Genomic DNA, 25,846 nt, shown 5'->3' on the forward strand with positions numbered 1-25,846 from the left:
AGCATCACTGGATGTTCGAGGCCGAGAACGCATAGTGAGGTCAGGGCCGTGAGCGTCGTCTGACCTGCGCGTTCGGGTGTCGCTGTTGCCGGTCGCGTCGGATGCGTGGGGTGCCGTGACGCACCTGGAACACAGACGCACCTGGAACACATGGGAGGGCTCCCGGACTGTTGGCCGGAAGCCCTCCCGTTTGGTCACTTACGGTGAACAATATGGCGAGGCGCGGACAGTCGGGTGGCTGTCCGAGGCTGAGAACGTCTGACGCGTGCGGCATGGCTCTCCGTGACGACGGGCGTTCTCGACATCGCCGGTCGTCGCCGGGTGCGGCTGTCCGGCGATTGCCGACTGCTCCTTTCGGGTGAACGTCGGTCGGCCGCGCCGGGGCGAAGGCTAGTGATCATGGGATGAGGGCATCGCTGCTGAGTACGGGAAATCGCGTCCGGCTCGATCGGCTGTGGTTTCCCGCCGTGACCTCGGGGTCCGAAGGAGGCGGCCATGTGTGCACCCCGGGTACTCCGGGAAGTCCGTCCCTGGTCCCGCGGGACGGTGAGCCGCGGGATCGCGGTGGTGGGCGGAACGCTGTGGTGGTGGGCGGCGCTGCAGCTCGCGGTGCGGCCCGACGCCGTCGGCCCGTGGGAGGGGGCGATGGCCGCGGGCGGATGGAGCCTGGGCCTCATACCCCTGCACGCGGTGCCGCGCCGGGACGGCCCCGACACCGGGTCGTACTCCCGCCCCGGCCCCGATCCGGACGCGCGTGATGCCTCGGTCGCGCGTGATGCCTCGGTAAGGCGCCAGGGCGTACGGCCCAGCGCTGTACGCCCTGACCCGGCCCTCGCTCCCGGCGTCCGCCCGCTCCCCGGGCAGCGCGTCCGGTCCGCCTACGCTCCCGGGCCCGCGGGGGCCCAGCCCGCCGTGGCGGCCGGACCACGCTGACAGCGCGGGCACCAGTAGGCCACTCGGCGCTGCCCTCCTGGACCGTGCTGCCCGGCCCTGATGGGCGTACCGCACCGCAGGCACGGCTGGTGCTCCCGGCCGTACACCCAGTTCGTACGGCCGCGCCGCGTGTCTCCGGTCGTCACGTGGCCGACGCGGGTCTTGTGCGCCTCCAGCAACCGTTTCGCCAGCACGACCAGCTTCTCCGGCGCCTGCACCTCCCCGACCGGCGTCCACGGCGTCACCCCGCGCAGGAAGCACAGCTCGGCCACATACACATTGCCGATCCCGGCAAGATTGCGCTGGTCCAGCAACGCCTCCCCGAGCGGCCGGTCCGGATCGGCCGCCAGCCGTTCCAGCGTCCGCACCGGGTCCCAGCCCGGGCCGAGCAGGTCAGGACCGAGGTGTCCGACCACCTCGTCCTCCTCGGCCGTCGCCAGCAGCGCCAGCACCGGCAACCGGTACCCCACAGCCGTCCGCGCATCCGTCTCCAGCACGGCCCGCACCTGATGTCCGGGACCCCCGCGCCACCGCTCCCCGGGCGCGTAGAGGTGCCAGTCACCGTCCATCTGCAGGTGTGAGTGGAGCGTGACCTCCCCTTCGAGCCGTGCCATCAGGTGCTTGCCCCGCGACACCACCTCCAGCAGCCGCCGCCCCACCAGATCCACCGTGGCCAGCCGCGGCACCCGCAAGTCGGCCCGCACCAGAGGCCTCCCGGCCAGCGCCGCGTGCAGCCGGTGCGCGGTCAGCCAGACCGTATCTCCCTCGGGCACCCCTCCATGATGCCGGGTGCGGCACAGAGGGCGTCCCGCGGCCGAGGGGGGCCGTACTCCGGTGGTCCTGCTCGGGGCCGTCCGGACCCCTGGCCCTGTTCGGGGCCGCCCGGCCGTTGGCGTCAGCCGGTGTTGCGCAGTCGCAGGCCGCGGGGGGTGGCGTGGAAGCCGGCCGCTTCGAGGGCCTGGCCCATGGGGGAGGTGAGGGCGGGCTCGCCGTTGGTGCGCTCCACAGTGAGGCGGCCAAGGGCGCCCTCCCGGACGGCGAGAGCGAGCGCGTCCGCGGCGGCCTGGAGACGTATGTCCTCCATGGGCCAGGACAGCAGGGTCTTGCCGCCACGTTCGACGTAGAGGGCGAGGTCGCCGTCGGTGAGAACGACCAGGGCGCCGGCCTTGCGGCCGGGTTTGTGGGTGACGCCGACGGGCTGGTCGGGCCAGGGGAGGGCGGCGCCGTAGGGGTTGGCGGGGTCGGCGGCGGCGAGGACCACCGTGCGGGTGCGGAAGGCGCGCTCCTCCAGCCGTTCGCGGGTGGTGCTCAGGGCGCGCAGCCGGTCCACGGCGCCGTCCATCGCGAACTGCGCCGCGCCAAGGCCCTCCACGACGTAGCCGCGTCTGGCCTGGCCGGTCTCCTCGAAGGCGGACAGCACTCGGTACGCCGCGGCGAAGCCGCCCGGCACGCCCTCGGCGGCCACCGCCCCCCGGGTGACCACGCCGTGCCGGTCGAGCAGGGTGTGGGTGAGCGCGTGCGCGCGCAGCGTGGGGTCGGGTTCGGCGGTGGGCACCAGGGACCAGCGGCCCGCGGTCGTGGGCGGGCCGGTGCGCGAGGCGGTGGCGCGCGGGGCCCGGGCGGCGAGCGAGCTGTAGCGGCCGCGCGGGACCGAGCGGGGCGCCCGGTGCGCGGTGGACCCCGCGGTGCGGCCGGAACCGAGCAGCGCCCGCAGCGGGGCGAGCGTGTCATTGGTGAGCCGGCCCGACCAGGCCAGGTCCCAGACCACGTCGGCGATCTGCGGGTCGGTGGCGTCCAGCCCCGCGGCCCGTACCTGATCGGCGATCTGCCGGAAGAACAGCCCGTAGCCCCCGGAGAGCGCGGTCAGCACCGCTTCGTGCAGCGGCGTCGGTTCCATCGGCTGCGGCGCGGGCAGCAGCAGGGGCGCGCTGTCGGCGAGATAGAGCGAGACCCAGCCGTCCTTGCCCGGCAGGGCACCGGCGCCGGCCCACAGGATCTCGCCCGAGGCGGTCAGCTCGTCCAGCATCGCCGAGGTGTAGCCGGTCACCCGGGACGGCAGGACCAGCTTCTCCAGGGCCGAGGCGGGAACGACCGCGCCCTGCAACTGCTCGACGGCCCGTGCCAGTCCGTCCACCCCGCGCAGGCTGTGCGTGCCCACGTGCTGCCACTGGGGAAGGAACACGCCGAGTGTCGCCGGCGGCACCGGCTCCAGCTCCTGCCGCAGCGCCGCCAGCGAACGGCGCCGCAGCCGCCGCAGCACCGCCGTGTCGCACCACTCCTGCCCGGCCCCGCCCGGCCGGAACTCGCCCTGCACCATCCGACCCGCCGCCGTCAGCCGGTGCAGGGTGCCGTCGGCCACGGCCGCGCCCAGGCCGAACCGGGCCGCCGCGTCGCCGGTGGTGAACGGGCCGTGCGTCCGCCCGTACCGCGCCAGCAGATCTCCGAGCGGGTCCTTCACCGGCTCGGTGAACGCCACCGGCACCCCCACCGGCAGCGCCGTACCCAGCGCGTCCCGCAACCGCGCCGAGTCCTCGACGGCCGCCCAGTGCTCCGCCCCCGCGATCCGCACCCGGATCGCCCGCCGGGCCGACTCCAGTTCCGCCGCCCACGCCGGGTCCGCGCCCCGGGCCACCAGCTCCGCGCCGGTCAGCGGCCCCAGCATCCGCAGCAGGTCCGCGACCCCCTCGGCGTCCTTGACGCGGCGGTCCTCGGTGAGCCACTGCAGTTCCCGGTCCAGCTCGGCCAGTACCTCCGGGTCCAGCAGCTCCCGCAGTTCCGCCTGGCCCAGCAGCTCGGCCAGCAGCCGCGAGTCCAGGGAGAGAGCCGCCGCCCGCCGCTCGGCCAGCGGCGAGTCGCCCTCGTAGAGGAACTGTGCCACGTAGCCGAAGAGCAGTGAGCGGGCGAAGGGCGACGGCTCGGGCGTGGTGACCTCGACCAGCCGGACCCGGCGCGCCTCGATGTCGCCCATCAGCTCCACCAGGCCCGGCACGTCGAACACGTCCTGCAGGCACTCCCGGACCGCCTCCAGGACGATCGGGAACGAGCCGAACTCCGAGGCCACCTGGAGCAGGTGCGAGGCCCGCTGGCGCTGCTGCCACAGCGGGGTGCGCTTGCCCGGACTGCGACGCGGCAGCAGCAGGGCGCGGGCGGCGCACTCCCGGAACCGCGATGCGAACAGGGCCGAGCCGCCGACCTGGTCGGTGACGATCTGCTCCACCTCGGCCTTGTCGAAGGCGACGTCCGCGGCGCCGACCGGTGGCTGCTCGGGGTCGAACTCCGCGCCGCGCAGCCCGGGGTCGGAGTCCAGCAGGTCCAGGCCCATCAGGTCGGCGTCGGGCAGACGCAGCACGATCCCGTCGTCGGCGTGCATCGCCTGCGCGTCCAGACCGAACCGCTCCTGCAGCCGGGCGCCGAGCGCGAGTGCCCACGGGGCGTGCACCTGGGCGCCGAAGGGGGAGTGGATGATCACCCGCCAGTCGCCCAGTTCGTCGCGGAAGCGCTCGACCACGATCGTGCGGTCGTCCGGCACGTGGCCGCACGCCTGCCGCTGCTCGGTCAGATAGGCCAGCACGTTGTCGGCGGCCCAGGTGTCCAGGCCGGCCGCGGTCAGGCGCTCCCTGGCCGGCTCGGGGGCGAGCGCGCCCACCTCGCGCAGCCACGTGCCGAGCGCCCGGCCCAGCTCCAGCGGCCGGCCGAGCTGGTCGCCCTTCCAGAACGGCAGCCGCCCCGGCACCCCGGGCGCCGGGGAGACCAGTACGCGGTCGCGGGTGATGTCCTCGATCCGCCAGGAGGTGGTGCCCAGGGTGAAGACGTCGCCGACCCGGGACTCGTAGACCATCTCCTCGTCCAGCTCGCCGACCCGGCCGCCGCCCTTCTTCGGGTCGGCCCCTGCCAGGAAGACGCCGAACAGGCCGCGGTCCGGGATCGTGCCGCCGGAGGTGACCGCCAGCCGCTGGGCGCCGGGCCGGCCCGTCAGCGTGTTCGCCACCCGGTCCCACACCAGGCGCGGGCGCAGCTCGGCGAAGGCGTCCGACGGGTAGCGGCCCGCCAGCATGTCCAGCACCGCGGTGTACGCGGAGTGCGGCAGCGAGGCGAAGGGCGCCGCCCGGCGCACCACGGCCAGCAGTTCGTCGACGTCCCAGGCGTCCATCGCGGTCATCGCGACGATCTGCTGGGCCAGCACGTCCAGCGGGTTCGCCGGTACCCGCAGCGACTCGATCGCGCCCTGCCGCATCCGCTCGGTGACCACTGCGGACTGCACCAGATCGCCGCGGTACTTGGGGAACACCACCCCGGTGGAGACCGCTCCCACCTGGTGCCCGGCGCGGCCGACCCGTTGCAGCCCGGAGGCGACCGACGGCGGCGACTCGACCTGGACGACCAGGTCGACCGCCCCCATGTCGATACCGAGCTCCAGGCTGGACGTGGCGACCACCGCGGGCAGCCGTCCCGCCTTGAGGTCCTCCTCGACCAGAGCCCGCTGCTCCTTGGAGACCGAGCCGTGATGGGCGCGGGCCAGCAGCGGCGGGGCGCCCCGGGCCGCGCCCGACTCGGCCATGATCTCGGCGGGGGAGTGCGCATCGGGCAGCGGTTCGCCCTCGGCCCGCTCGTACCCGATCTCGTTGAGCCGGTTGCACAGCCGCTCGGCCAGGCGGCGGGAGTTGGCGAAGACGATCGTGGAACGGTGTGCCTGCACCAGGTCGGCGATCCGCTCCTCGACGTGCGGCCAGATCGACGGGCGCTCGGCCGGGCCCGCCGCGGGCCCGGTGTGCTCGGCCACCGGTGAGCCGCCCAGCTCGCCCAGATCCTCCACGGGCACGACCACCGACAGGTCGAAGTGCTTCTCGGACGGCGGCTGCACGACGGTCACCCGGCGCTGCGGCGACAGATAGCGGGCGATCTCGTCCACCGGGCGGACCGTGGCGGACAGGCCGATCCGGCGGGCCGGCCGGTCCAGCAGCCGGTCGAGGCGTTCCAGGGAGACGGTCAGATGCGCGCCGCGCTTGGTGCCCGCCACGGCGTGCACCTCGTCCAGGATCACCGTCTCCACACCGCTCAGGGCATCGCGGGCAGCCGAGGTGAGCATCAGGAAGAGCGATTCGGGTGTGGTGATCAGGATGTCCGGCGGCCGGGTGACCAGGGCACGGCGCTCTGCGGGCGGCGTGTCCCCGGACCGGATGCCGACCCGCACCTCCGGCTCCGGCAGCCCCAGCCGCACCGACTCCTGCCGCAAGCCGGCGAGCGGGCTGCGCAGATTTCGCTCCACGTCCACCGCGAGAGCCTTCAGCGGCGACACGTACAGCACCCGGCAGCGGCGGCGGGCCTCGGCCGGCGGTGGGGAGGCGGCCAGCCGGTCCAGCGCGGCCAGGAAAGCCGCCAGTGTCTTGCCCGAACCGGTCGGCGCCACGACCAGCACGTCGGAGCCCCCCGCGATGGCCGTCCACGCGCCGGCCTGGGCGGCGGTGGGCTCGCGGAACGCCCCCGTGAACCACGCGCGGGTGGCGGGGGAGAAGGCTTCGAGACTGCTGTGATCGGACATGGCATCCATCCTGCCTCGCCCCACCGACACCGCGCTGTCCTCACCCCCGCGGCCTGTGGATAACTTTCTCGCCCCGACCACGCCCTTCCCGGAACGGCGGCGCCGCTCGAAGGTCGGGGTGGCTCGGACCACCCCGCGACTCCGCTCGGACCCTCCGCGCGCGGGATACTTGCAGCCATGCGGTTGACGATCTTCTGGGAGCGGATGCGCGCGCACTTCGGCGAGACCTACGCCGACTCCTTCGCGCGTGACCATGTGATGTCCGAGCTGGGCGGCCGTACGGTCATGCAGGCGCTGGAGGACGGCTGGGAGGCCAAGGACGTGTGGCGGGCGGTGTGCGCCGCCATGGACGTACCGGCCGCCCGGCGCTGAGCCCTCTCCGAGGCGGGCGCGTGCGAGGGCGGCGTCCGGCAGTTCCCAGACCACCCCGAAAATGTCGCAAACGGGTCGGTACCAGTACTTCACGCCGTACAAGGCCAGACTTGGCCCGTGGCAGGAACCGACGAGACCCCTGACCGGGCGGTCGCGCCGCCGCGACCGCCCACGGGGCCCGGTACGGATCCGCCGCCCGCAGGCACGCCGCCCGGGGGGCCGGGCGCGGGGTCGCCACCTGCGAGCCCCCCGCCCCCCGGTGCCGGCGGGCCGCCCGACCAGCCTGGCCGTTCCCGAATGCCGCGCTGGCTGCCCCGCGCGCTCGTCCTCGCGCTCGCCCTCGTGGCCTGCTACCAGTTCGCGCACTGGGCCTTCAGCCGGCTGGTCGGCCTGCTCGTCAACGTACTGATCTCGTTCTTCTGCGCCCTGGCGATCGAGCCCGCCGTGGACTGGCTGGCCAGGCGCGGCTGGCGCCGCGGAGCCGCCACCGGTCTGGTGCTGATCGTGGTGCTGCTTGCCGCGGCGGGCTTCCTGCTGGCGCTCGGCTCACTGGTGGCGGACCAGATCGGCACCATCGTGCGGAACCTGCCGGACTACGTCCACGACGTGGTCGTCTGGATCAACAAGACCTTCCACGCCGACCTCGACACCAGCAGGCTCCAGGACCGGGTCCTGCACTCGGACTGGGTCCGCACCTATCTCAGAAGCGGCGCGAGCAGCGTCTGGGGCATCTCGGCCACCGTCATCGGCACGGTGTTCCAACTCTTCACGGTGCTGCTGTTCACGTACTACCTTGCCGCCGACGGACCGCGGCTGCGCCGCACGCTGTGCTCGATGCTGCCGCCCGCCCACCAGGCGGAGGTGCTGCGCGCCTGGGACATCGCGGTCGCCAAGACCGGCGGCTACCTCTACTCCCGCGCGCTGATGGCCCTGATCTCCGGCGTCGCGCACTACATCCTGCTCCAGGTGCTCGCCGTGCCGTACGCGCCGGCCCTCGCGGTCTGGGTGGGCCTGGTGTCGCAGTTCATCCCGACGGTCGGCACCTACCTGGCGGGCGCGCTGCCGGTCCTCATCGCTTTCACCGAGGCGCCGTGGGACGCCCTGTGGGTGCTCTGCTTCGTCGTGGTCTACCAGCAGTTCGAGAACTACCTGCTCCAGCCGCGGATCACCGCGCGCACCGTGGACATCCACCCGGCGGTCGCCTTCGGCTCGGTAGTCGCCGGAACCGCCCTGCTGGGAGCGGTCGGCGCGCTCATCGCCGTCCCGGTGACCGCCACGCTGCAAGGTTTCCTCGCCGCCTATGTGCGGCGTTACGAGGTCACCGACCCGCGCGCCAGGTAGATGGTTGCTTGACATAAAATTCGAACATCCATTCTTATGGGGGCACTGAGTTATCCACAGCCCGGGGCGATGTCCGGGCCCATTGTCAGTGGCAGGCGCTAGCGTCGTGGACGTGAAGCGATCGAACCAGACATCCCGGGTGGAACCCATGGCAGGAAACGACCGTGAGAAGGCGCTCGACGCCGCGCTCGCACAGATTGAACGGCAGTTCGGCAAGGGCGCGGTCATGCGCCTCGGCGACAGGCCGAATGAGCCCATCGAGGTCATCCCCACCGGGTCGACCGCCCTGGACGTGGCACTCGGCGTCGGTGGGCTGCCGCGCGGCCGGGTGGTGGAGGTGTACGGGCCGGAGTCCTCCGGCAAGACCACTCTCACCCTGCACGCGGTGGCCAACGCCCAGCGGGCCGGCGGCACGGTGGCGTTCGTGGACGCCGAGCACGCACTCGACCCGGAGTACGCCAAGGCCCTCGGTGTCGACACCGACAACCTCATTCTGTCCCAGCCGGACACCGGTGAGCAGGCCCTGGAGATCGTGGACATGCTGGTCCGCTCCGGCGCCCTCGACCTGATCGTGATCGACTCCGTGGCAGCCCTCGTGCCGCGGGCCGAGATCGAGGGCGAGATGGGCGACTCGCACGTGGGTCTGCAGGCCCGGCTGATGAGCCAGGCGCTCCGCAAGATCACCAGCGCGCTCAACCAGTCGAAGACCACCGCCATCTTCATCAACCAGCTCCGCGAGAAGATCGGCGTGATGTTCGGCTCGCCGGAGACCACCACCGGCGGCCGCGCGCTGAAGTTCTACGCCTCTGTCCGCCTCGACATCCGCCGGATCGAGACCCTCAAGGACGGCACCGACGCGGTCGGCAACCGCACCCGCGTCAAGGTCGTGAAGAACAAGGTCGCGCCTCCCTTCAAGCAGGCCGAGTTCGACATCCTCTACGGCCAGGGCATCAGCCGCGAGGGCGGCCTGATCGACATGGGCGTCGAGCACGGCTTCATCCGCAAGTCCGGTGCCTGGTACACCTATGAGGGCGACCAGCTCGGCCAGGGCAAGGAGAACGTCCGCAACTTCCTCAAGGACAACCCCGATCTGGCGGACGAGATCGAGAAGCGGATCAAGGAGAAGCTCGGCGTCGGGGTCGCGAAGACGGAGGCCCCGGGCGCGCAGCCGGGCGCCGACGCCTCCGGTCCCGTCGAGGCAGTCGCCAAGGCCGAGGTCCCGGCTCCCAAGAAGGCGACCAAGGCCACCGCCGCCAAGGCCTGACGCCATGCCTGACGCCATGGCGCGCGGGTCCCAGGAACGCGGCGGCTCTTCCGAGTCGAGGGCCTCGCGAGAGCCGCCGCTTGATCCCGAGGAGCAGGCGCGGGCGCTGTGCCTGCGCCTGCTCACCGGAACACCCCGCACCCGCAGGCAGCTCGCCGACGCCCTGCGGAAGAGAGAGATCCCCGATGAGGTCGCCGAGCACGTCCTGGAGCGCTTCCAGGACGTGGGGCTGATCGACGACCAGGCGTTCGCCAACGCCTGGGTGGAATCCCGGCACCGTGGCCGCGGCCTCGCACGCCGCGCCCTCGCACGGGAACTCCGCCACCGGGGTGTGGACGCGGAGTCGGTGACCGAGGCGGTCGGGCTCCTCGACTCCGAGCAGGAAGAGGAGACCGCCCGCGAGCTGGTACGCCGCCGGCTCCCGGGCACCCGCGGCCTCGACCGCGCCAAGCGCGTCCGACGCCTTGCGGGCATGCTCGCCCGCAAGGGGTACCCGGAGGGCCTGGCCCTGCGGGTGGTCCGCGACGCCCTCGCAGAAGAGGGCCACACCGGGGACACCCCGGACGCCGAGTACACCGGGGAAAGCCATGACACCCCGGAAGAGGAGGAGCTGTGGCCGCAGGCACCGTAGGGACGCGGACGGTGACTGTTCCGGGAACGGCCGGAAGGTGCATACGGGCCGACGGCCGCGCCGTCGCGCCGGAGCACCCGCTGAACGCCAGGGCGCAGCCGCACCGCACCGGTTCCGCCCGGCGACGCCGTAACGCCGCCGCCCGCTAAGGCGTACGCCCGCCCACTCGGGTGCCCGCCGGGCCGCTGGCGGGGCCGCCGCCGTCCTGGTCGTTCGGGTCGCCCGCAGCGCCGGCCTCGGCGTCGGACGGCACCGGGGGGCCGCCGCGGGCCAGGTCCGCGTAGGAGTAGAGCTCGGCGGGGCGGCAGCCGATCATGGCCGTCACCAGGTGGCCGTCGGGCCGGATGAGCAGCACGCTGTGGGCGGTCGCGCCCGGGTAGGTCTCGGCGACCACCAGTTCGGCAGCGGTGGGCAGCGCGGAGACCGCGGACGCGAGCCGCGGCATCAGCCCGGCGGTCAGCCAGTGGCGGCTCTCCCACACCCCGGTCCCCGGCGCGACCAGCACCACGAGCAGACCCCGTCCGAGCCGGTCCCGCAACCGTCCGACCGTGCCGTCGAGCGCGGTCACCGGCACATCGCCGACCATCCCGCCGGGCGGCGTGTCGCACCCCCCGACCAGCGCCGAAGGGCCGGACCTGCCTCCGCCGGACCGCGACGCCGGCAAGGTGAGCGGCGAGCGGGCGTACACCGAGGAGGCAGCCGCCGCGCCCCGCCCCAGATGGCTGTCGGTCAGCAACTCCGCCTGCCCGCGCACCGATCCGCTCAGCAGCGTCTGCCGTACCGTCTGCCACGCGCCGCTCGCCCGGAGCAGCGGAAGTGCCTGGTCGGTGGCTCGCAGCCGGGTGCCGACCGCGCCGCGCCGCTCCGCCTCGTAGCTGTCCAGCAGAAGGCGAGAAGCACCGTCGTGCCAGGCCAGCGAGAGCTTCCAGGAGAGGTTTTCCGCGTCCCGCAGCCCCTCCTCGACGCTCTGCGCCCCGAGCGCGCCCATCAGGTGCGCCGCGTCCCCGGCGAGGAAGGCCCGGCCGACCCGCCACCGCCGGGCCAGCCGCTGGTGCACCGCGTAGTCCGCGGAGCCGACGAGTTCGTACGGCACCACCTGGCCGCACCAGGCGGTGAGGGTGGCCCGGAGCCGTTCCACCAGGGCGTCGGAGGTGAGCTGCCGGCTCTGCGCGGGCAGCAACCAGTCCATCCGCCACAGGCCGTCCGGCAGCGGCCGGGCGGTGATCTCCTGTCCCGCCGGGGCACCCGGCGGGTCCCGGTGCAGCAGCGCCACCCCCGGCTCGGGCAGTTCGGTCCGCAGCACGGCCACCGCGTGCCGGTCCACGGCGGTGCGGCCGGGGAATCGTACACCCAGCAGCTTCCGTACCGTCGAGCGCGGACCGTCGCATCCCACCAGATAGCTCCCGCGCCACCAGGTCTCGTGCGCTCCCCGGGTGCGCACGCTGATCCCGCGTCCGTCCTGCTCGATCGCGTCCACCCGGCAACCGGTCACGAACCGCACGGAACCGCAGGTCAGCAAGGTAGCCCGGAGCCCGTGCTCCAGCCGGTGCTGGGCGAGGTGCAGGGGGGCGTCCGACGTGTCGGGCCAGAAGTCGACGCGCAGCACTTCCGCGCGGCGGCGTAACGTACGCCAGGCCACCCAGGTGGTGCCGTCCTGGCGGACCTCGCCGTAGCCGAGCCGTTCGAGCAGGGCGACGGTCGCCGGGCCGAGAACCGCGGTGTGTGGGCTCCGCAGTCCCTCGGCGTCGATCGGCGTCTCCGCCTCGTCGAGCACGATGACGGGGACTTCACGGCGGGCCAGCGCGAGAGCGAGGGTCAGGCCGACGGGGCCCGCCCCCGCTACGATCACGGGGTCCACGCAGCGGCCCCCGGAAGAGTTGCGGTCACAAAGCGTATGCAACTCATTGCGCCTGCCCACGTCAAGCGACGGTCGCCCCTCGGCGCGGTGCGCCGCGGTCATGCCCGGCGCACTCCCGGCGCGCCCGCCGTCGCCTGCGATGCGTACCGGCTCGGTAACGGTCCGCCCAGTGAGCCGGTACGCCCTTGACGCACCCCTGTCCGATCGGCGTGGATTCGGTCCACGGACAGCGTGCGACGAGAACCCCCAACCCAGAACCTGACGGACCGCAATCCACCACGGAGAACCGCAGACCGGGCTCCGGAAACCGGCACCGGGAAACCGGAACCGGCACCCCGCAACCGAGAACCGCGAACCGCGAACCCATCCGGAGGAGGTGACCATGCGCCTGTTGCTCGTGGAGGACGACGACCGGGTCGCCGCCGCCCTCTCCGCCGTCCTGGGCAAGCACGGCTTCGACGTCCGGCACGCCCGCAGCGGCGAGGAGGCGATCCAGGCCCTGTTGCCGACCGAGGGCCCGTACGACTGCGTGCTGCTCGACCTCGGCCTGCCCGACCAGGACGGTTTCGAGGTATGCAGCCGGATCAGGCGCCGCACCCCCACCCCCGTGATCATGGTCACGGCCCGCGCCGATGTCAGGTCCAGAATCCACGGCCTCAACCTGGGCGCGGACGACTACGTCGTGAAGCCGTACGACACCGGCGAACTGCTGGCCCGGATCCATGCCGTCGCCCGTCGCCCCCCGCTGCGTCCGGTCAGAGCCACCACCCCGGCCACCGCCTCCGCGGTCCAGGCCGCCGGCACCGCCCCCGTCGCTCCTCAGCCCGCCGCCCCCGACCCGGCCGACAAGCTGCTGCTCGGGCCGGTCGTCATCGACCTGCCCACCCGGCGCGTCACCGTGGAGGGCGACCTGATCGCGCTGACCCGCAAGGAGTTCGACCTGCTCGCGCTGCTCGCCCAACGTCCCGGCGTGGTCTTCCGCCGCGAGCAGATCATCAGCGAGGTGTGGCGTACCGCGTGGGAGGGCACGGGACGCACCCTTGAGGTGCATGTGGCGTCGCTGCGGTCCAAGCTGCGCACCCCGGCGATGATCGAGACCGTCCGCGGGGTCGGCTACCGCCTCGTCGTCCCGGCCGGCTGACGGCAGGCAGGACCGCAGGCAAGTGCGTTCGCGACTCCTCCCGCTGCTGATCATCCTGATGGCCGGCGTCCTGCTGGCCCTCGGCTTCCCGCTGGCCGCCAGCCAGGCCGCCGCCCAGCAGCAGCGTGTCGTGGTGGACCGGATCGACGACACCACGCGGTTCGCCGCGCTCGCCCAGTTCGTCACCACCCGCGACGAGCAGAGCGCGGCCAACCCGGTCGACGACGAGCGGCTGCACACCCTGCACTCCGAACTCGCCCGCTACCAGCAGCTCTACGGCATCGGCGCCGGTGTCTTCTACCGTGACCGCACCGCCATGGCCGCCGCCCCCGAGAACTGGAAGGTCCCGCCGAACGGCGAGCTCTACGACGCCTACCTCGCCGCTCTGCTCGGCCGCCGCGCCCACGATCCGCGGCAGGTGTGGCCGTGGCAGCACCGTGATCTCGCCGTCGCCTCGCCCATCGTGCGTGACGGCGACGTGGTCGCGGTGGTCGTCACCGACTCCCCGACCGGCGCGCTGCGCTCCCGGATCCTGCACGGCTGGCTGCTGCTGGCGGCGGGTGAGATGGCCGCGATGGCGATCGCGGTGCTGTTCGCGGTACGGCTCACCGCGTGGGTGCTGCTGCCGGTCGCCACGCTGGACCGGGTCACCCACGACATCGCCACCGGCCGGATGAAGTCCCGGGTGGCGGCGGCCGGCGGGCCACCGGAACTGCGGCGCCTGGTCCGCTCGTTCAACGAGATGGCCGACAACGTGGAAGCCGTCCTGGACCGGCAGCGCGCCTTCGTGGCCGACGCCTCCCATCAGTTGCGCAATCCGCTCTCCGCGCTGCTGCTGCGCATCGAGCTGCTCGGCCTGGAACTGCCCGCCGGCCACACCGAGGCGGAGTCGGTGAAGGAGGAGGGCCACCGGCTCGCTCAGGTGCTGGACGACCTGCTCGGCCTCGCGGTCGCCGAGCGCGGCGGCCGGCACCTGGCCGTGACCGACATCGCCGAGCTGACCCGTACCAGGACCGCCGCCTGGCGGCCGGTCGGAGACCGGGCCGGCGTCGCGGTGGAGTTCGCCGAGCCGTCGGCGGGGCAGGAGAAGGCGAAGCTGCCGGGTTGGGCCGACGCGGTCGCCCTGTCCAGCGCACTGGACGCCGTGCTGGACAACGCGATCAAGTTCACCGAACGCGGCGAGGCGGTGCGGGTACGGGTCGCGGCCCACGGTGACGAGGTGGCCATCACCGTGGCCGACAGCGGTCCCGGCCTCGCCGAGGACGAACTGGCCCGGATCGGCGACCGCTTCTGGCGCAGCAACCGCCACCAGAACGTCCAGGGTTCCGGCCTCGGCCTGTCCATCGCCCACGCCCTGCTCAGCCAGGGTGGCGGTGCGATCGGTTACGCCCGCCGCGAGCCGCACGGCCTGGAGGTCACCCTCACGGTGCCGCGCACGGCGCCGGCGGGAGCGGGGTGACGGGGCGGGGTGACGGGGCGGCGGTCCCGCGGCTTGCCCGGTGGGTGGTGCGGTTCCGTGTCCGGGGGTGCGGCTTGCCCGGCGGTCGGTACGGTCCCGCGCCGGCCGCACCCGCAGGCAGTGGGTGCGCGCGCTACGGCTTCACCGACCGGTAGTACCGTTCCGCGCCCACATGCAGCGGCAGCGGATCGGTGAAAACGGCCGTGCGCAGGTCCACGAGCTGCGCCGCGTGCACCTCCGTGCCGATCTCGTCACGGCTGTCGATAACCGCCCGGGTGAGCCGTTCCACCAGTCCGGCGTGCAGATGATCCGTGGTGACCAGCAGGTTCGCCACCGCGATGGTGGCGACGGCCTGGCCGCCCTGTGCCATGGGGTACGCGTCGGCCGGCATCACCGCCTGTCGGTAGTACTGCATTCCCGGCCCCATCGCGTGCAACCTCGCCACCAGATCGCCGAGCTGCACCAGCCTGATCCTGGCCGCCGGAGAGGCCATCGCGGTCACCGCGGCGGTCGGCAGCCCGCCGGACCAGAAGAACGCGTCGAGCTTGCCGGCGAGCAGCATCGTGGGCGCCTGGTCGATGCCGACCGGCACCGGCGTCACGTCCGTGGCGATGTCCAGGCCCGCCGCGGCGAGCAGCCGCCTGGTGATCAGATGGACGCCGGAGTCCATCTGCCCGACGCCGACCCGCAGTCCGCGCAGCTCGTGGGCGGAGCGCACCGAGGAGTTCCGCGGCACGACGAGCTGCATGTAGTCGTCGTACAGCCGGGCACAGGCCCGTAGATCGGTCCTTCCGGGACCGTGGTAGTCGGCCACCGCGTCCGCCGCGGCGATGGTGAAGTCCGCCCGTCCGGAGACCACGCGCTTGATGTTGTCGACCGAGCCCTCCGTGTGGATGAGGTTCACCTCGACGCCCGGGAGCGCGGTGCGCAGGTCGGTTTTGAGCAGCACCCCGTACTTCTCGTACACACCGTTGGCCACGCCCGTCGCGAACGAGACCGGCGCACGGGGGTACGACGGCCCGCTCGACGGCAGGAGCCACCACAGCAGCAGCGCGAACACCGAGGTCGCGGCGAGTGCCGCCTGCACGGAGCGCCGCCGCCGGGCCCGGCCCGCCCGCTCGGGACTGTCGCCGGGACCGCCGGGATCCCCGAGCCCCTCGGGCCCCTCGGCGGCGCGCTCGCGCCCGGGGCCGGTCCGCTCGGGCCCACCGCTGTCGATTCTGCCGTGGTGGGGGAGGTCCATGCTCCGCGATCCTGCCAGCCGCGGGCGATCCACGGAAGGCGGGGCGGCGAGCCCCGGTGACCACGTAGTCTGGGTGATTGTTATGAGTACGCGTACTTACCAGGTCCGCACCTACGGGTGCCAGATGAACGTCCACGACTCCGAGCGGCTGTCCGGGCTGCTGGAGGACGCGGGCTACGTCCGGGCGCCCGAGGGCGCCGACGGAGCCGACGTCGTCGTCTTCAACACCTGCGCGGTGCGGGAGAACGCGGACAACCGGCTCTACGGCAACCTCGGCCAGCTCGTGCCGAAGAAGGCCGCCCGGCCCGGGATGCAGATCGCGGTCGGCGGCTGCCTCGCACAGAAGGACCGCGACACCATCGTCAAGCGGGCCCCCTGGGTCGACGTCGTCTTCGGCACCCACAACATCGGGCAGTTGCCGGTGCTGCTGGAGCGGGCGAGGATCGCCGACGAGGCGCAGGTGGAGATCGTCGAGTCGCTGGAGACGTTCCCCTCGACGTTGCCCTCGCGACGCGAGTCCGCGTACGCCGCATGGGTCGCGATCTCCGTGGGCTGCAACAACACCTGCACCTTCTGCATCGTGCCCGCGCTGCGCGGCAAGGAGAAGGACCGACGCCCCGGCGACATCCTCGCCGAGGTGGAGGCGCTGGTCGCCGAGGGGGTCATCGAGGTCACCCTGCTCGGCCAGAACGTCAACGCGTACGGCTCGGACATCGGCGACCGCGAGGCGTTCGGCGAACTGCTGCGCGCCACCGGCGCGGTGGCGGGTCTGGAGCGGGTCCGGTTCACCTCGCCGCACCCGCGTGACTTCACCGACGACGTGATCGCCGCCATGGCCGAGACGCCGAACGTGATGCACCAGCTCCACATGCCGCTGCAGTCCGGCTCCGACCGGGTGCTGAAGGCGATGCGGCGCTCGTACCGGCAGGATCGTTACCTCGGCATCATCGAGAAGGTGCGGGCTGCGATGCCGGACGCCGCGATCACCACCGACATCATCGTGGGCTTCCCCGGGGAGACCGAGGCGGACTTCGAGCAGACGCTGCACGTGGTGCGGGAGGCGCGCTTCGCGCAGGCGTTCACCTTCCAGTACAGCAAGCGGCCCGGGACGCCCGCCGCCGAGATGGACGGCCAGATCCCGAAGGCCGTCGTGCAGGAGCGGTACGAGCGGCTGGTCGCGCTCCAGGAGGAGATCTCCTGGCAGGAGAACAAGAAGCAGGTCGGCCGGACCCTCGAGGTGCTGGTCGCCGAGGGCGAGGGCCGCAAGGACGACGCGACCCGACGGCTGTCCGGGCGGGCGCCCGACAACCGCCTGGTGCACTTCGAGCGCCCCGCCGAGCCGGTCAGGCCGGGCGACATGGTGACCGTCGAGGTCACCTACGCCGCCCCGCACCACCTGCTCGCCGAGCGGCCCGCGCTCGCGGTACGCCGTACGAGGGCGGGCGACGCCTGGGAGCGGCGGAACGCGACTCCGGCGCAGCGGCCGGCCGGCGTGATGCTGGGCCTGCCGACGATCGGGGCGCCCGCGCCGGCTCCTGCGGTGGACGGGTGCGGCGTCTGCTGACGCGGCTGGTCGACGCGGTGGGACGCGCCGGTTGGCACGGTGGGACGACGGCGTCTGCTCACGCGGTGGACTGACGCCACGGGTTTGACGTCTCGGGTCGACGTCGCCGGTTGAGGGCTTCGGCCGGTCGCTCCGCGGTCCGGGCCGCCGGTAGGGTGCGACCATGCTGGTCGCCGCTGCCGTATGCCCCTGTCCGCCCGTGCTGGTGCCCGAGGTCGCGGCGGGTGCCGCGCCCGAACTCGACGCGCTGCGGGCGGCGTGCGCGGACGCCGTGGGAGTGCTGGCCGCCTCGCGCCCCGACCGGCTGGTGGTGATCGGCCACCTGACCCGGCCGGGCCCCGGCGTCTTCCCGCAGGGGTCGCCCGGGACCTTCCGGGAGTTCGGGGTCCCGGTCGACGTGGCGCTGGGGGTGCCCCCGGAGGAGTCCGCCGACGCGGATCCACCGCCTCTGCCGCTGTCGCTCGCGGTCGCCGCGTGGCTGCTGCGCGGCTGGCGCGCGGCGCCGGTGGAGGGCGTCGCGGTGGAGGAGCTGCTCGAACCGGCGTGGTGCGCCGCTGCCGGCCGGACCGTCGCGCAGGCCGCGGGGCGGGTCGCCCTGCTGGTCATGGGGGACGGCAGCGCCTGTCGTACCGTCAAGGCGCCCGGCTATCTCGACGACCGCGCGGAACCCTTCGACGCCACCGTCGCCGCGGCCCTCGCCGCAGCGGACCTCGGCGCCCTGGCCGCCCTCGACCCGGTGCTCGCCCAGAGCCTGAAGGCCGCGGGTCGCGCCCCCTGGCAGGTGCTCGCCGGGGCCGCGGAGGACGCCGGCCTCACGGGTGAGCTGCTGCACGCATCGGCTCCCTACGGCGTGGGCTACTTCGTGGCGGCGTGGACGTAGGAACACTCCCTGCGGCGAGTCGCACCGCGAGCCGCAGGGCTGTCGGCGCCGGGCCGTACCAGCGCCCCTACCAGGCGGCGGCGCCCGCACATGGACAGGCCGCGGATGGTGGAAATCCGCGGCCGTCCGGTCTGGGGGATCGAGCGAGGGCTCCGGTCAGGCCGAGCCCGTACCGCCCTTGTCTCCGAGGTCGTCCACGGCGCCCTTCGCCCGGTCCGCGCCGGAGTCGATCCGGCCGCTGTGCCGGCCACCGGTCTTGTCGTCGATCGTCCGGCCGGCCTTGTCGAGTCCTGTGTCGATCTTGTCCCCGTGCTTCTGCGCGAGGTCGGCGGCCTTCTGCTTCGACATGCCCAGCTTGCCCTTGAGCGTGTCCATGAAGCTCATCTGGCACCTTCCCTGGAATGGCGGTCAAGGGGCGGGCGTAATTCACATATCACTGCAAAACGCCCTTCTCTGTTCATGACCATACCCGCGCTCGCGGCGGTCCGCGCCCGCAGCTCATGCGTCGGCGCGCGCCCCGGCCCGGGACCGCGCCCGCCCGCCCTCGCCCTGCGTCCCCGGCGATCACTCGATCGGGACAAGCCTCCGATGTTTGGGAGACTGACGTCGTGAAGAACCGTGTCATCGCCGTCGTCGGCCCCACCGCGGCCGGCAAATCCGATCTGGGCGTCACCCTGGCCCGGACCCTGGGCGGCGAGGTGATCAACGCCGACTCCATGCAGCTCTACCGTGGTATGGACATCGGCACCGCCAAGCTCACCCCCGAGGAGCGCCGGGGCGTACCGCACCACCTGCTGGACATCTGGGACGTCACCGAGGCCGCCAACGTGGCCGACTACCAGCGCCTGGCCCGGGCCGAGATCGACCGGCTGCACGCGGCGGGCCGCGTCCCCGTCCTCGTCGGCGGCTCGGGGCTGTATGTGCGCGCCGCCATCGACGTCCTGGAGTTCCCCGGCACGGACGCCTCGGTACGGGCCCGGCTCGAAGCCGAACTCGACATGCGCGGCCCCGGCGCCCTGCACGCCCGACTGGCCGCCGTGGACCCGCAGGCCGCCCGCGCGATCCTGCCGAGCAACGGCCGCCGCATCGTCCGCGCCCTGGAAGTGGTCGAGATCACCGGCCGTCCCTTCACCGCCAACCTCCCCGGGCACGAGGCCTTCTACGACACCGTGCAGATCGGCGTCGACGTCCCCCGCCCCGTACTCGACGAACGCATCACCCTGCGGGTGGACCGTATGTGGGAGGCGGGCCTGCTCGCCGAGGTGCGCGCGCTGGAAGCGGTCGGGCTGCGTGAGGGGCTTACGGCGTCCCGCGCGCTCGGCTATCAGCAGGTGCTCGCCGCGCTGGCCGGGGAGTGCACCGAGGAGCAGGCGCGCGCCGGGACCGTACGCGCCACCAAACGCTTCGCGCGCCGCCAGGACTCGTGGTTCCGGCGCGATCCGCGGGTGCACTGGCTGACCGCCCAGGGCGCGGAGCTCGAGGACCACGCGATGGCCTTGCTCCGGGAAGCGGTCACAGCCTGATCACGTGATGGCATCGGGACGCTCCGGGGCCCCGGAGCTGCCCTTCCGCCGTGCCATCATCAAACAACCAGCTACGGTGTCGGAGATCGGGAGGGCGCGTGGCGATGGCAGCCGGCCCACGCGACACCCCGCACGGGCGCGACACGGGGGCGGACTCGGGTGTGTCCCACGAGTCCCACCCGGCGCGGGAGCTTCCAGTCGCCCCGGAGCCGCCGCTGCCCTTCGAACCGCTGGAGGCGCTGGGCTCCCGCCGTCCCCGGGCCTCCCTGGACGCGCCGGACGACCGCGACCTTCTCGACCCCCCGTACCTCCTCGGCCCGCTCGACGCCGGCGAAGAGCCCGCCGAGCACCTGCCCCCGATGGAGAACGGCCAGTCCTTCCGTGCGCTGCGCCCCCAGCGGCGGCTGCGCGTCTGGCAGCTGGCGCCGATCACCGCCCTGGCCGTCGGCGGGTCCCTGATGTTCGCGTTCCCGCTCGCCTTCGAGTCCGGCGAGGCCGGTCCCGTCGTCGCCATGCTCGGGCTGCTGCTGTTCTGCTGCGCGGCCGGCTGGGCACTGACCGCCGCCCGCCGGATCGGCCACACCTGGCCGGGCCTGCCGCCCCGCGGCTCCGGCGCCCGCGCCGACTGGCGTTTCGTCGCCGCTTACACCGCGACGATCGCGCTGTTGGCCGTCCTCGCCGTCTGGCGCGTGGCCCGGCTGCGCTGACACACCGGGAGGGCCGACCACCGCGGGTGCCTGCCCGTCGGTCCCGGCCCCGCCCCGACCGGGCCGCCGCGCGCCCGGCCCGGGCGGTCCCCGCGTACGATCGGACACGTGACTGACGTGCGCCGTGGCGCCGCCCCCCTGGCCTTCCTCAAGGGGCACGGCACCGAGAACGACTTCGTGATCGTCCCCGACCCGGACGGCCTGCTCGACCTGACCGCGGCCGACGTGGCGCGGCTGTGCGACCGCCGGGCCGGGATCGGCGGTGACGGGCTGCTGCGGGTCGTGCGGTCCGCCGCGCACCCCGAGGCCGCCCACGTCACGGGCGAGGCCGAGTGGTTCATGGACTACCGCAACGCCGACGGCAGCATCGCCGAGATGTGCGGAAACGGCGTACGGGTCTTCGCCCGCTACCTCCAGCGCGCGGGCCTGGCCGGCGCCGGGGACCTGGCCGTCGCCACCCGCGCCGGAGTACGCGCCGTGCACGTCGCCAAGGACGCCGACGACGGCACGCCCGGCGACATCACCGTCCGGATGGGGCGCGCGGTCCTCCCCGAGGGGGCCGTCACCGTCGCTGTGGACGCCCGCAGCTGGCCCGCGGTGCACGTGAACATGGGCAACCCGCACGCCGTCGCCTTCGTCGCCGAACTCGACGACGCCGGCGACCTGCTCCGCACCCCCGCCGTCAGCCCCGCCGAGGCGTACCCCACTGGCACCAATGTCGAGTTCGTCGTGGACCGCGGCCCGCGCCACGTGGCCCTGCGGGTCCATGAACGCGGCTCCGGCGAGACCCGCTCCTGCGGTACGGGCGCCTGCGCGGTGATGGTCGCCGCCGCCCGCCGTGACGGCCTCGACCCGGCGGCCACCGGCCACCCGGTCACGTACACCGTGGACGTGCCCGGCGGGCGGCTGGTGATCACCGAGGGAACCGACGGGGAGATCGAGATGACCGGACCCGCGGTGATCCTCGCCGAGGGCACCGTCGATCCCGCCTGGCTGACCGGGCCGGGTGCGCGGCCATAGGACCGGCCCAGGACCGTAGCACCACCCAGGACCGCGGGGGCGGGCAGGACCGTGCGCCCCCACGGTCGTGGAACCGGCGAGTCGTTGGCCGTAGCAGCTTTGTCCGTAACCGGACGTATCCGGTCAGTTTTCCCGTACGCCATCCCTCGAACGGGTGACGGGGATCACTCTCGGCGAGAGCGTGACTGCCGCACGTGGTGGGCTCGGTAGCATCAATCACCGGCGCGGCCCCCACGGGTCGTGGAGGCTTTCCGCAGCCGGTTCACGCTGCCGGAGGTGCCCCGATGAGCGCAGACAACGCGGTGGACACCGGACGCAACGGGGAGGTCCGCCCACGCGGACTGCGCCGGCTCGACCTACGACGTCTCGACCCGCGGCGGATCGGCCTGGGCCGCATCGATCCACGCCGTCTGGGCCTGCGGCACCTCGATCCGCGCCGCATCGACCTGCGTCGGCTCAGCCGCGCCGCACTCTTCGGTTCCGGCGGCCGGGACAGCCTGCCGGACGCCATCGAACACCTCATCAAGGTGCACCGCGCCCGCCACCCCGCGGCCGGCCCCGAGGCGGTCGAGACGCTGCGCCGCGCCTACCTGCTCGCCGAGTCCTCGCACCGCGGCCAGACCCGCAAGAGCGGCGAGCCGTACATCACGCACCCGCTGGCGGTCACCCTCATCCTGGCCGAGCTCGGCGCCGGGACCACCACCCTGACCGCCTCGCTGCTGCACGACACCGTCGAGGACACCGAGGTGACGCTGGACCAGGTCCGCCGGGAGTTCGGCGACGAGGTCGGCTACCTGGTGGACGGTGTCACCAAACTGGAGAAGGTCGACTACGGCGCCGCCGCCGAGCCCGAGACGTTCCGCAAGATGCTGCTCGCCACCGGCAACGACGTCCGCGTGATGTCGATCAAACTCGCCGACCGGCTGCACAACATGCGCACGCTCGGCGTCATGCGCCCCGACAAACAGGCCCGGATCGCCAAGGTCACCCGGGACGTGCTCATCCCGCTCGCCGAGCGCCTCGGCGTCCAGGCGCTCAAGAGCGAACTGGAAGACCTGGTCTTCGCGATCCTCCACCCCGAGGAGCACGCCCGCACCCGCGCCATGATCGAGGCCGACGCCGCGCTGCCCGACCCGCTGGCCGCCGTCGCCGAGGAGGTGCGTACGGTGCTGCGCGACGCCGGGATCGCCGCCGAGGTCGCCATCCGGCCCCGGCACGCCGTCTCCGTCCACCGCCTGCAGCTCAAACGCGGCGGCGCGCGACTCGGCGGCTGCGACTTCGGCCGCCTGCTCGTCCTGGTCGCCGAGGACGCCGACTGCTACGCCGTCCTCGGGGAACTGCACACCTGCTTCACGCCGGTGATCGCCGAGTTCAAGGACTTCATCGCCGCGCCCAAGTTCAACCTGTACCAGTCACTGCACACCGCTGTCGCCGACGAACAGGGCCGGATCGCCGAGGTCCTGGTCCGCACCCGGCAGATGCACCGCGTCGCGGAGGCCGGCGTGATCGCCCTCGGTGACCCGCTCCCCACCCCCGGCCGGGGAGAGCCCCGGGACTCCCAGGCCGGGGCCGAACCGCAGGCCGACTCGACCCCCGCGGCCGAAGGGTGGGGCAGGGTCGACCCCACCCGGCCGGGCTGGCTCGCCCGGCTGCTGGAATGGCAGCGCTCGGCGCCCGATCCCGACACCTTCTGGACCGCGCTGCGCGACGACCTCGCCCAGGACCGCGAGATCACCGTCTTCACCCAGCAGGGCGGCGACGCCTCCGGCACCTTCCGGCTCCCCGCGGGCGCGAGCTGTGTGGACGCCGCCTACGCGGTGCACGGCGAGGCCGGCCACGCGTGCGTGGGAGTACGGGTCAACGGTCGGCTGGCACCGCTCGGCACCCGGCTGCGCGACGGGGACACCCTCCAGCTGCTCATGGACGACACCGCCTCGTCCGGCCCCGATCCCGACTGGCTGGAGCACGCCACCACCCCCGCGGCCCGGATCGCCATCACCCGCTGGCTGACCCAGCACCCCCCCGGGACCGGGGAGGACCAGCCCGCGACGGCCCGCACAGAACGGCCGACCCCCGCCGCGGACCACCCGCCCACAGCGGAACCGGTCGCCGTCGCCGACCTGCCGGGCGCCTCCGTACGACTGGCCCGCTGCTGTACGCCCGTGCCGCCGGACTGCGTGACCGGCTTCGTCATCCGCGGCGGCACGGTGGCCGTCCACCGCGTCGAATGCCCGACCGCCACCCGGATGACCGCGGCCGGCCGCACCCCTTTACCTGTGCGCTGGCGTGACGACACCCCGCCGAGCGGTTACCGCGTGACCGTGCTCGCCGAGGCGCTGAGCCGCCCGCGGCTGCTCGCCGACCTCACCGAGGTGATCGCCGCGCAGGGCGTCGGCATCGTGTCCGCGGCCGTGGAGCCGCCGCAGGAGCACCGTGTCCGGCACACGTACACCGTGGAGCTGCCCGACCCGCAGGCGCTGACCGCCCTGATGCGCGCGATGCGCTCGGTGCCGGGGGTCTACGACGTCTACCGGGCGCAACCAGCCGTCGCGGGGATTCGGCACTGAGGGATGTGCGGGCGGGCGCTGAAAAACGGTGCCAACCCTCATGAAAGTGGACGACTCCGGGTGAATCGACGGTTCCGGGAATGGTTCGGACTCCGAAACCGTTGGGATGGGTGTCGTGGGGCGTCGCCTGACCGTGCGCACGATGAAACCCAGGTGACCGCGGCCCTCGCGCGTGCGACCATCGTGGGAACGGCGCGAGACCGAGTCGCCGACCTCTGACCGGTACGAACAAAGGACCCAATGACCTCCTCCACTTCCTCCTCTTCGAACGACCGCCAGCGCCTCCCCGAGAGCCTTCGGGCCAACGCCCTGATGGAAGAGGACGTCGCCTGGAGCATGGAGATCGACGGGGACCGTGACGGCGACCAGCTCGACCGTTCCGACCGCGCCTCGCTGCGCCGGGTCGCGGGCCTTTCCACCGAGCTCCAGGACATCACCGAGGTCGAGTACCGGCAGCTCCGCCTGGAGCGCGTGGTGCTCGTCGGCGTCTGGACCTCCGGCACCGTGGACGACGCCGAGAACTCGCTGGCCGAGCTGGCCGCCCTCGCCGAGACCGCGGGTGCCCTGGTGCTGGACGGCGTGATCCAGCGCCGCGACAAGCCGGACCCGGCCACGTACATCGGCTCGGGCAAGGCACAGGAGCTCCGGGACATCGTGCTGGAAACAGGCGCCGACACCGTGGTCTGCGACGGTGAGCTGAGCCCCGGCCAGCTCATCCATCTGGAGGACGTCGTCAAGGTCAAGGTGGTCGACCGGACCGCGCTGATCCTCGACATCTTCGCGCAGCATGCCAAGTCCCGGGAGGGCAAGGCGCAGGTGTCGCTGGCGCAGATGCAGTACATGCTGCCGAGGCTGCGCGGCTGGGGCCAGTCGCTGTCCCGGCAGATGGGTGGCGGTGGCTCGGGCTCCTCGGGCGGCGGTATGGCCACCCGTGGTCCCGGTGAGACCAAGATCGAGACCGACCGCCGGCGGATCCGCGAGAAGATGGCCAGGATGCGCCGGGAGATCGCGGAGATGAAGACCAGCCGCGACCTCAAGCGGCAGGAGCGCAAGCGGCACAAGGTGCCGTCGGTGGCCATCGCCGGCTACACCAACGCGGGCAAGTCCTCGCTGCTCAACCGGCTGACCGGCGCCGGAGTCCTGGTGGAGAACGCACTGTTCGCCACCCTGGACCCGACCGTGCGCCGGTCGGAGACCCCCAGCGGACGGCTCTACACGCTGGCCGACACCGTCGGGTTCGTCCGGCACCTGCCGCACCACCTGGTCGAGGCGTTCCGCTCCACCATGGAGGAGGTCGGCGAGGCCGATCTGATCCTGCACGTGGTGGACGGCTCGCACCCGGTGCCTGAGGAGCAGCTCGCGGCGGTCCGCGAGGTGTTCCGCGACGTCGGCGCGCTGGACGTGCCCGAGATCGTGGTGATCAACAAGGCGGATGCGGCCGACCCGCTGGTCCTCCAGCGGCTGCTGCGCAACGAGAAGCACGCCGTCGCGGTCTCCGCCCGCAGTGGTCAGAACATCGACGAGCTGCTGCGGATGATCGACGAGGAACTGCCCCGGCCGGACGTGGAGGTCGAGGCTCTGGTGCCGTACACCCACGGCGGCCTGGTCTCCCGGGTGCATGGCAGCGGTGAGGTGCTGTCCGAGGAGCACACGGCGGAGGGCACGCTGCTCAGGGTGCGGGTTCACGAAGAGCTGGCCGCGGAACTGACGCCGTTCACCCTGGCGGCGCGGCACTAGGGGCTCGCCGCGCGACGGTGGTGCTGTACGCCGGGTAGCGCTGTGGAAAACGGGTGGGGACCGCCTC

General features: G+C 73.1%; 17 protein-coding genes and 1 pseudogene. 13 read left to right on the plus strand and 5 right to left on the minus strand.

Annotated elements, in window-relative coordinates; genetic code table 11:
* Positions 1-878: 878 nt before the first annotated feature.
* Complete coding sequence (locus VIW71_RS08240; RefSeq protein WP_331621374.1) at positions 879-1,706, minus strand: DNA-formamidopyrimidine glycosylase family protein; 828 nt, start codon at positions 1,704-1,706, stop codon at positions 879-881.
* Positions 1,707-1,828: 122 nt separating this feature from the next.
* Positions 1,829-6,472 carry an ATP-dependent helicase gene (locus VIW71_RS08245; RefSeq protein WP_414720694.1) on the minus strand — a complete coding sequence of 1,548 codons (4,644 nt, stop codon included), beginning with the start codon at positions 6,470-6,472 and terminating at the stop codon, positions 1,829-1,831.
* A gap of 177 nt (positions 6,473-6,649) precedes the next feature.
* Here VIW71_RS08245 and VIW71_RS08250 point away from each other — a divergent pair, with 177 nt between their 5' ends.
* The 4 genes and pseudogenes from VIW71_RS08250 to recX form a co-directional block, all read left to right on the plus strand.
* Positions 6,650-6,844 (plus strand): DUF3046 domain-containing protein, encoded by a 195-nt coding sequence (locus VIW71_RS08250; protein WP_331621376.1) that lies wholly within the window; start codon positions 6,650-6,652, stop codon positions 6,842-6,844.
* Between the two features lie 117 nt (positions 6,845-6,961).
* On the plus strand, positions 6,962-8,185 hold the full coding sequence (locus VIW71_RS08255) for an AI-2E family transporter (protein WP_414720695.1): 1,224 nt from the start codon (positions 6,962-6,964) through the stop codon (positions 8,183-8,185).
* A 148-nt stretch (positions 8,186-8,333) separates the two neighbouring features.
* On the plus strand, positions 8,334-9,449 hold the full coding sequence (gene recA, locus VIW71_RS08260) for a recombinase RecA (protein WP_331621377.1): 1,116 nt from the start codon (positions 8,334-8,336) through the stop codon (positions 9,447-9,449).
* A pseudogene (gene recX / locus VIW71_RS08265) lies at positions 9,412-10,080 on the plus strand (recombination regulator RecX); the annotation flags it as partial. The gene recA and the pseudogene recX, both read left to right, overlap by 38 nt.
* Before the next feature lie 145 nt (positions 10,081-10,225).
* On the opposite strand, the gene VIW71_RS08270 reads toward recX, so the two are convergent.
* Entirely contained in the window at positions 10,226-11,938 is a 1,713-nt protein-coding gene (locus tag VIW71_RS08270; RefSeq protein WP_331621379.1) for an FAD-dependent monooxygenase, read from the minus strand.
* A gap of 382 nt (positions 11,939-12,320) precedes the next feature.
* Between VIW71_RS08270 and VIW71_RS08275 the strand changes: the two genes are divergently transcribed.
* Entirely contained in the window at positions 12,321-13,079 is a 759-nt protein-coding gene (locus tag VIW71_RS08275) for a response regulator transcription factor (protein ID WP_331621380.1), read from the plus strand.
* 22 nt (positions 13,080-13,101) lie between these two features.
* Positions 13,102-14,538 carry a sensor histidine kinase gene (locus VIW71_RS08280; protein ID WP_331621381.1) on the plus strand — a complete coding sequence of 479 codons (1,437 nt, stop codon included), beginning with the start codon at positions 13,102-13,104 and terminating at the stop codon, positions 14,536-14,538.
* Positions 14,539-14,671: 133 nt separating this feature from the next.
* Here the strand turns inward: VIW71_RS08280 and VIW71_RS08285 are convergent, their stop codons facing one another.
* On the minus strand, positions 14,672-15,781 hold the full coding sequence (locus VIW71_RS08285) for a TAXI family TRAP transporter solute-binding subunit (RefSeq protein ID WP_331621383.1): 1,110 nt from the start codon (positions 15,779-15,781) through the stop codon (positions 14,672-14,674).
* 82 nt (positions 15,782-15,863) lie between these two features.
* Between VIW71_RS08285 and miaB the strand changes: the two genes are divergently transcribed.
* Both miaB and VIW71_RS08295 read left to right on the plus strand, forming a co-directional pair.
* Positions 15,864-17,345, plus strand: coding sequence for a tRNA (N6-isopentenyl adenosine(37)-C2)-methylthiotransferase MiaB (miaB, locus tag VIW71_RS08290; protein WP_331621384.1), 1,482 nt, complete (start codon positions 15,864-15,866; stop codon positions 17,343-17,345).
* Between the two features lie 163 nt (positions 17,346-17,508).
* Positions 17,509-18,225: a class III extradiol dioxygenase subunit B-like domain-containing protein gene (locus VIW71_RS08295; protein ID WP_331621385.1), complete on the plus strand. Its 717-nt coding sequence runs from the start codon at positions 17,509-17,511 to the stop codon at positions 18,223-18,225.
* 156 nt (positions 18,226-18,381) lie between these two features.
* Here VIW71_RS08295 and VIW71_RS08300 read toward each other — a convergent pair whose 3' ends face one another.
* Complete coding sequence (locus VIW71_RS08300; protein WP_331621386.1) at positions 18,382-18,609, minus strand: antitoxin; 228 nt, start codon at positions 18,607-18,609, stop codon at positions 18,382-18,384.
* A 224-nt stretch (positions 18,610-18,833) separates the two neighbouring features.
* On the opposite strand from VIW71_RS08300, the gene miaA reads away from it, so the two are divergent.
* From miaA to hflX, 5 genes are all read left to right on the plus strand, one after another.
* Entirely contained in the window at positions 18,834-19,748 is a 915-nt protein-coding gene (miaA, locus tag VIW71_RS08305; RefSeq protein WP_331621388.1) for a tRNA (adenosine(37)-N6)-dimethylallyltransferase MiaA, read from the plus strand.
* 104 nt (positions 19,749-19,852) lie between these two features.
* Positions 19,853-20,455: a hypothetical protein gene (locus tag VIW71_RS08310; protein ID WP_331621390.1), complete on the plus strand. Its 603-nt coding sequence runs from the start codon at positions 19,853-19,855 to the stop codon at positions 20,453-20,455.
* Between the two features lie 108 nt (positions 20,456-20,563).
* On the plus strand, positions 20,564-21,475 hold the full coding sequence (gene dapF, locus VIW71_RS08315) for a diaminopimelate epimerase (protein WP_331621392.1): 912 nt from the start codon (positions 20,564-20,566) through the stop codon (positions 21,473-21,475).
* Between the two features lie 284 nt (positions 21,476-21,759).
* Positions 21,760-24,042 carry a RelA/SpoT family protein gene (locus tag VIW71_RS08320; protein ID WP_331621393.1) on the plus strand — a complete coding sequence of 761 codons (2,283 nt, stop codon included), beginning with the start codon at positions 21,760-21,762 and terminating at the stop codon, positions 24,040-24,042.
* A gap of 240 nt (positions 24,043-24,282) precedes the next feature.
* Positions 24,283-25,779: a GTPase HflX gene (hflX, locus tag VIW71_RS08325; RefSeq protein ID WP_331621394.1), complete on the plus strand. Its 1,497-nt coding sequence runs from the start codon at positions 24,283-24,285 to the stop codon at positions 25,777-25,779.
* Positions 25,780-25,846: the final 67 nt, after the last annotated feature.

This window comes from Streptomyces sp. (assembly GCF_036524955.1).
In the GTDB taxonomy this organism is placed as follows: domain Bacteria; phylum Actinomycetota; class Actinomycetes; order Streptomycetales; family Streptomycetaceae; genus Actinacidiphila.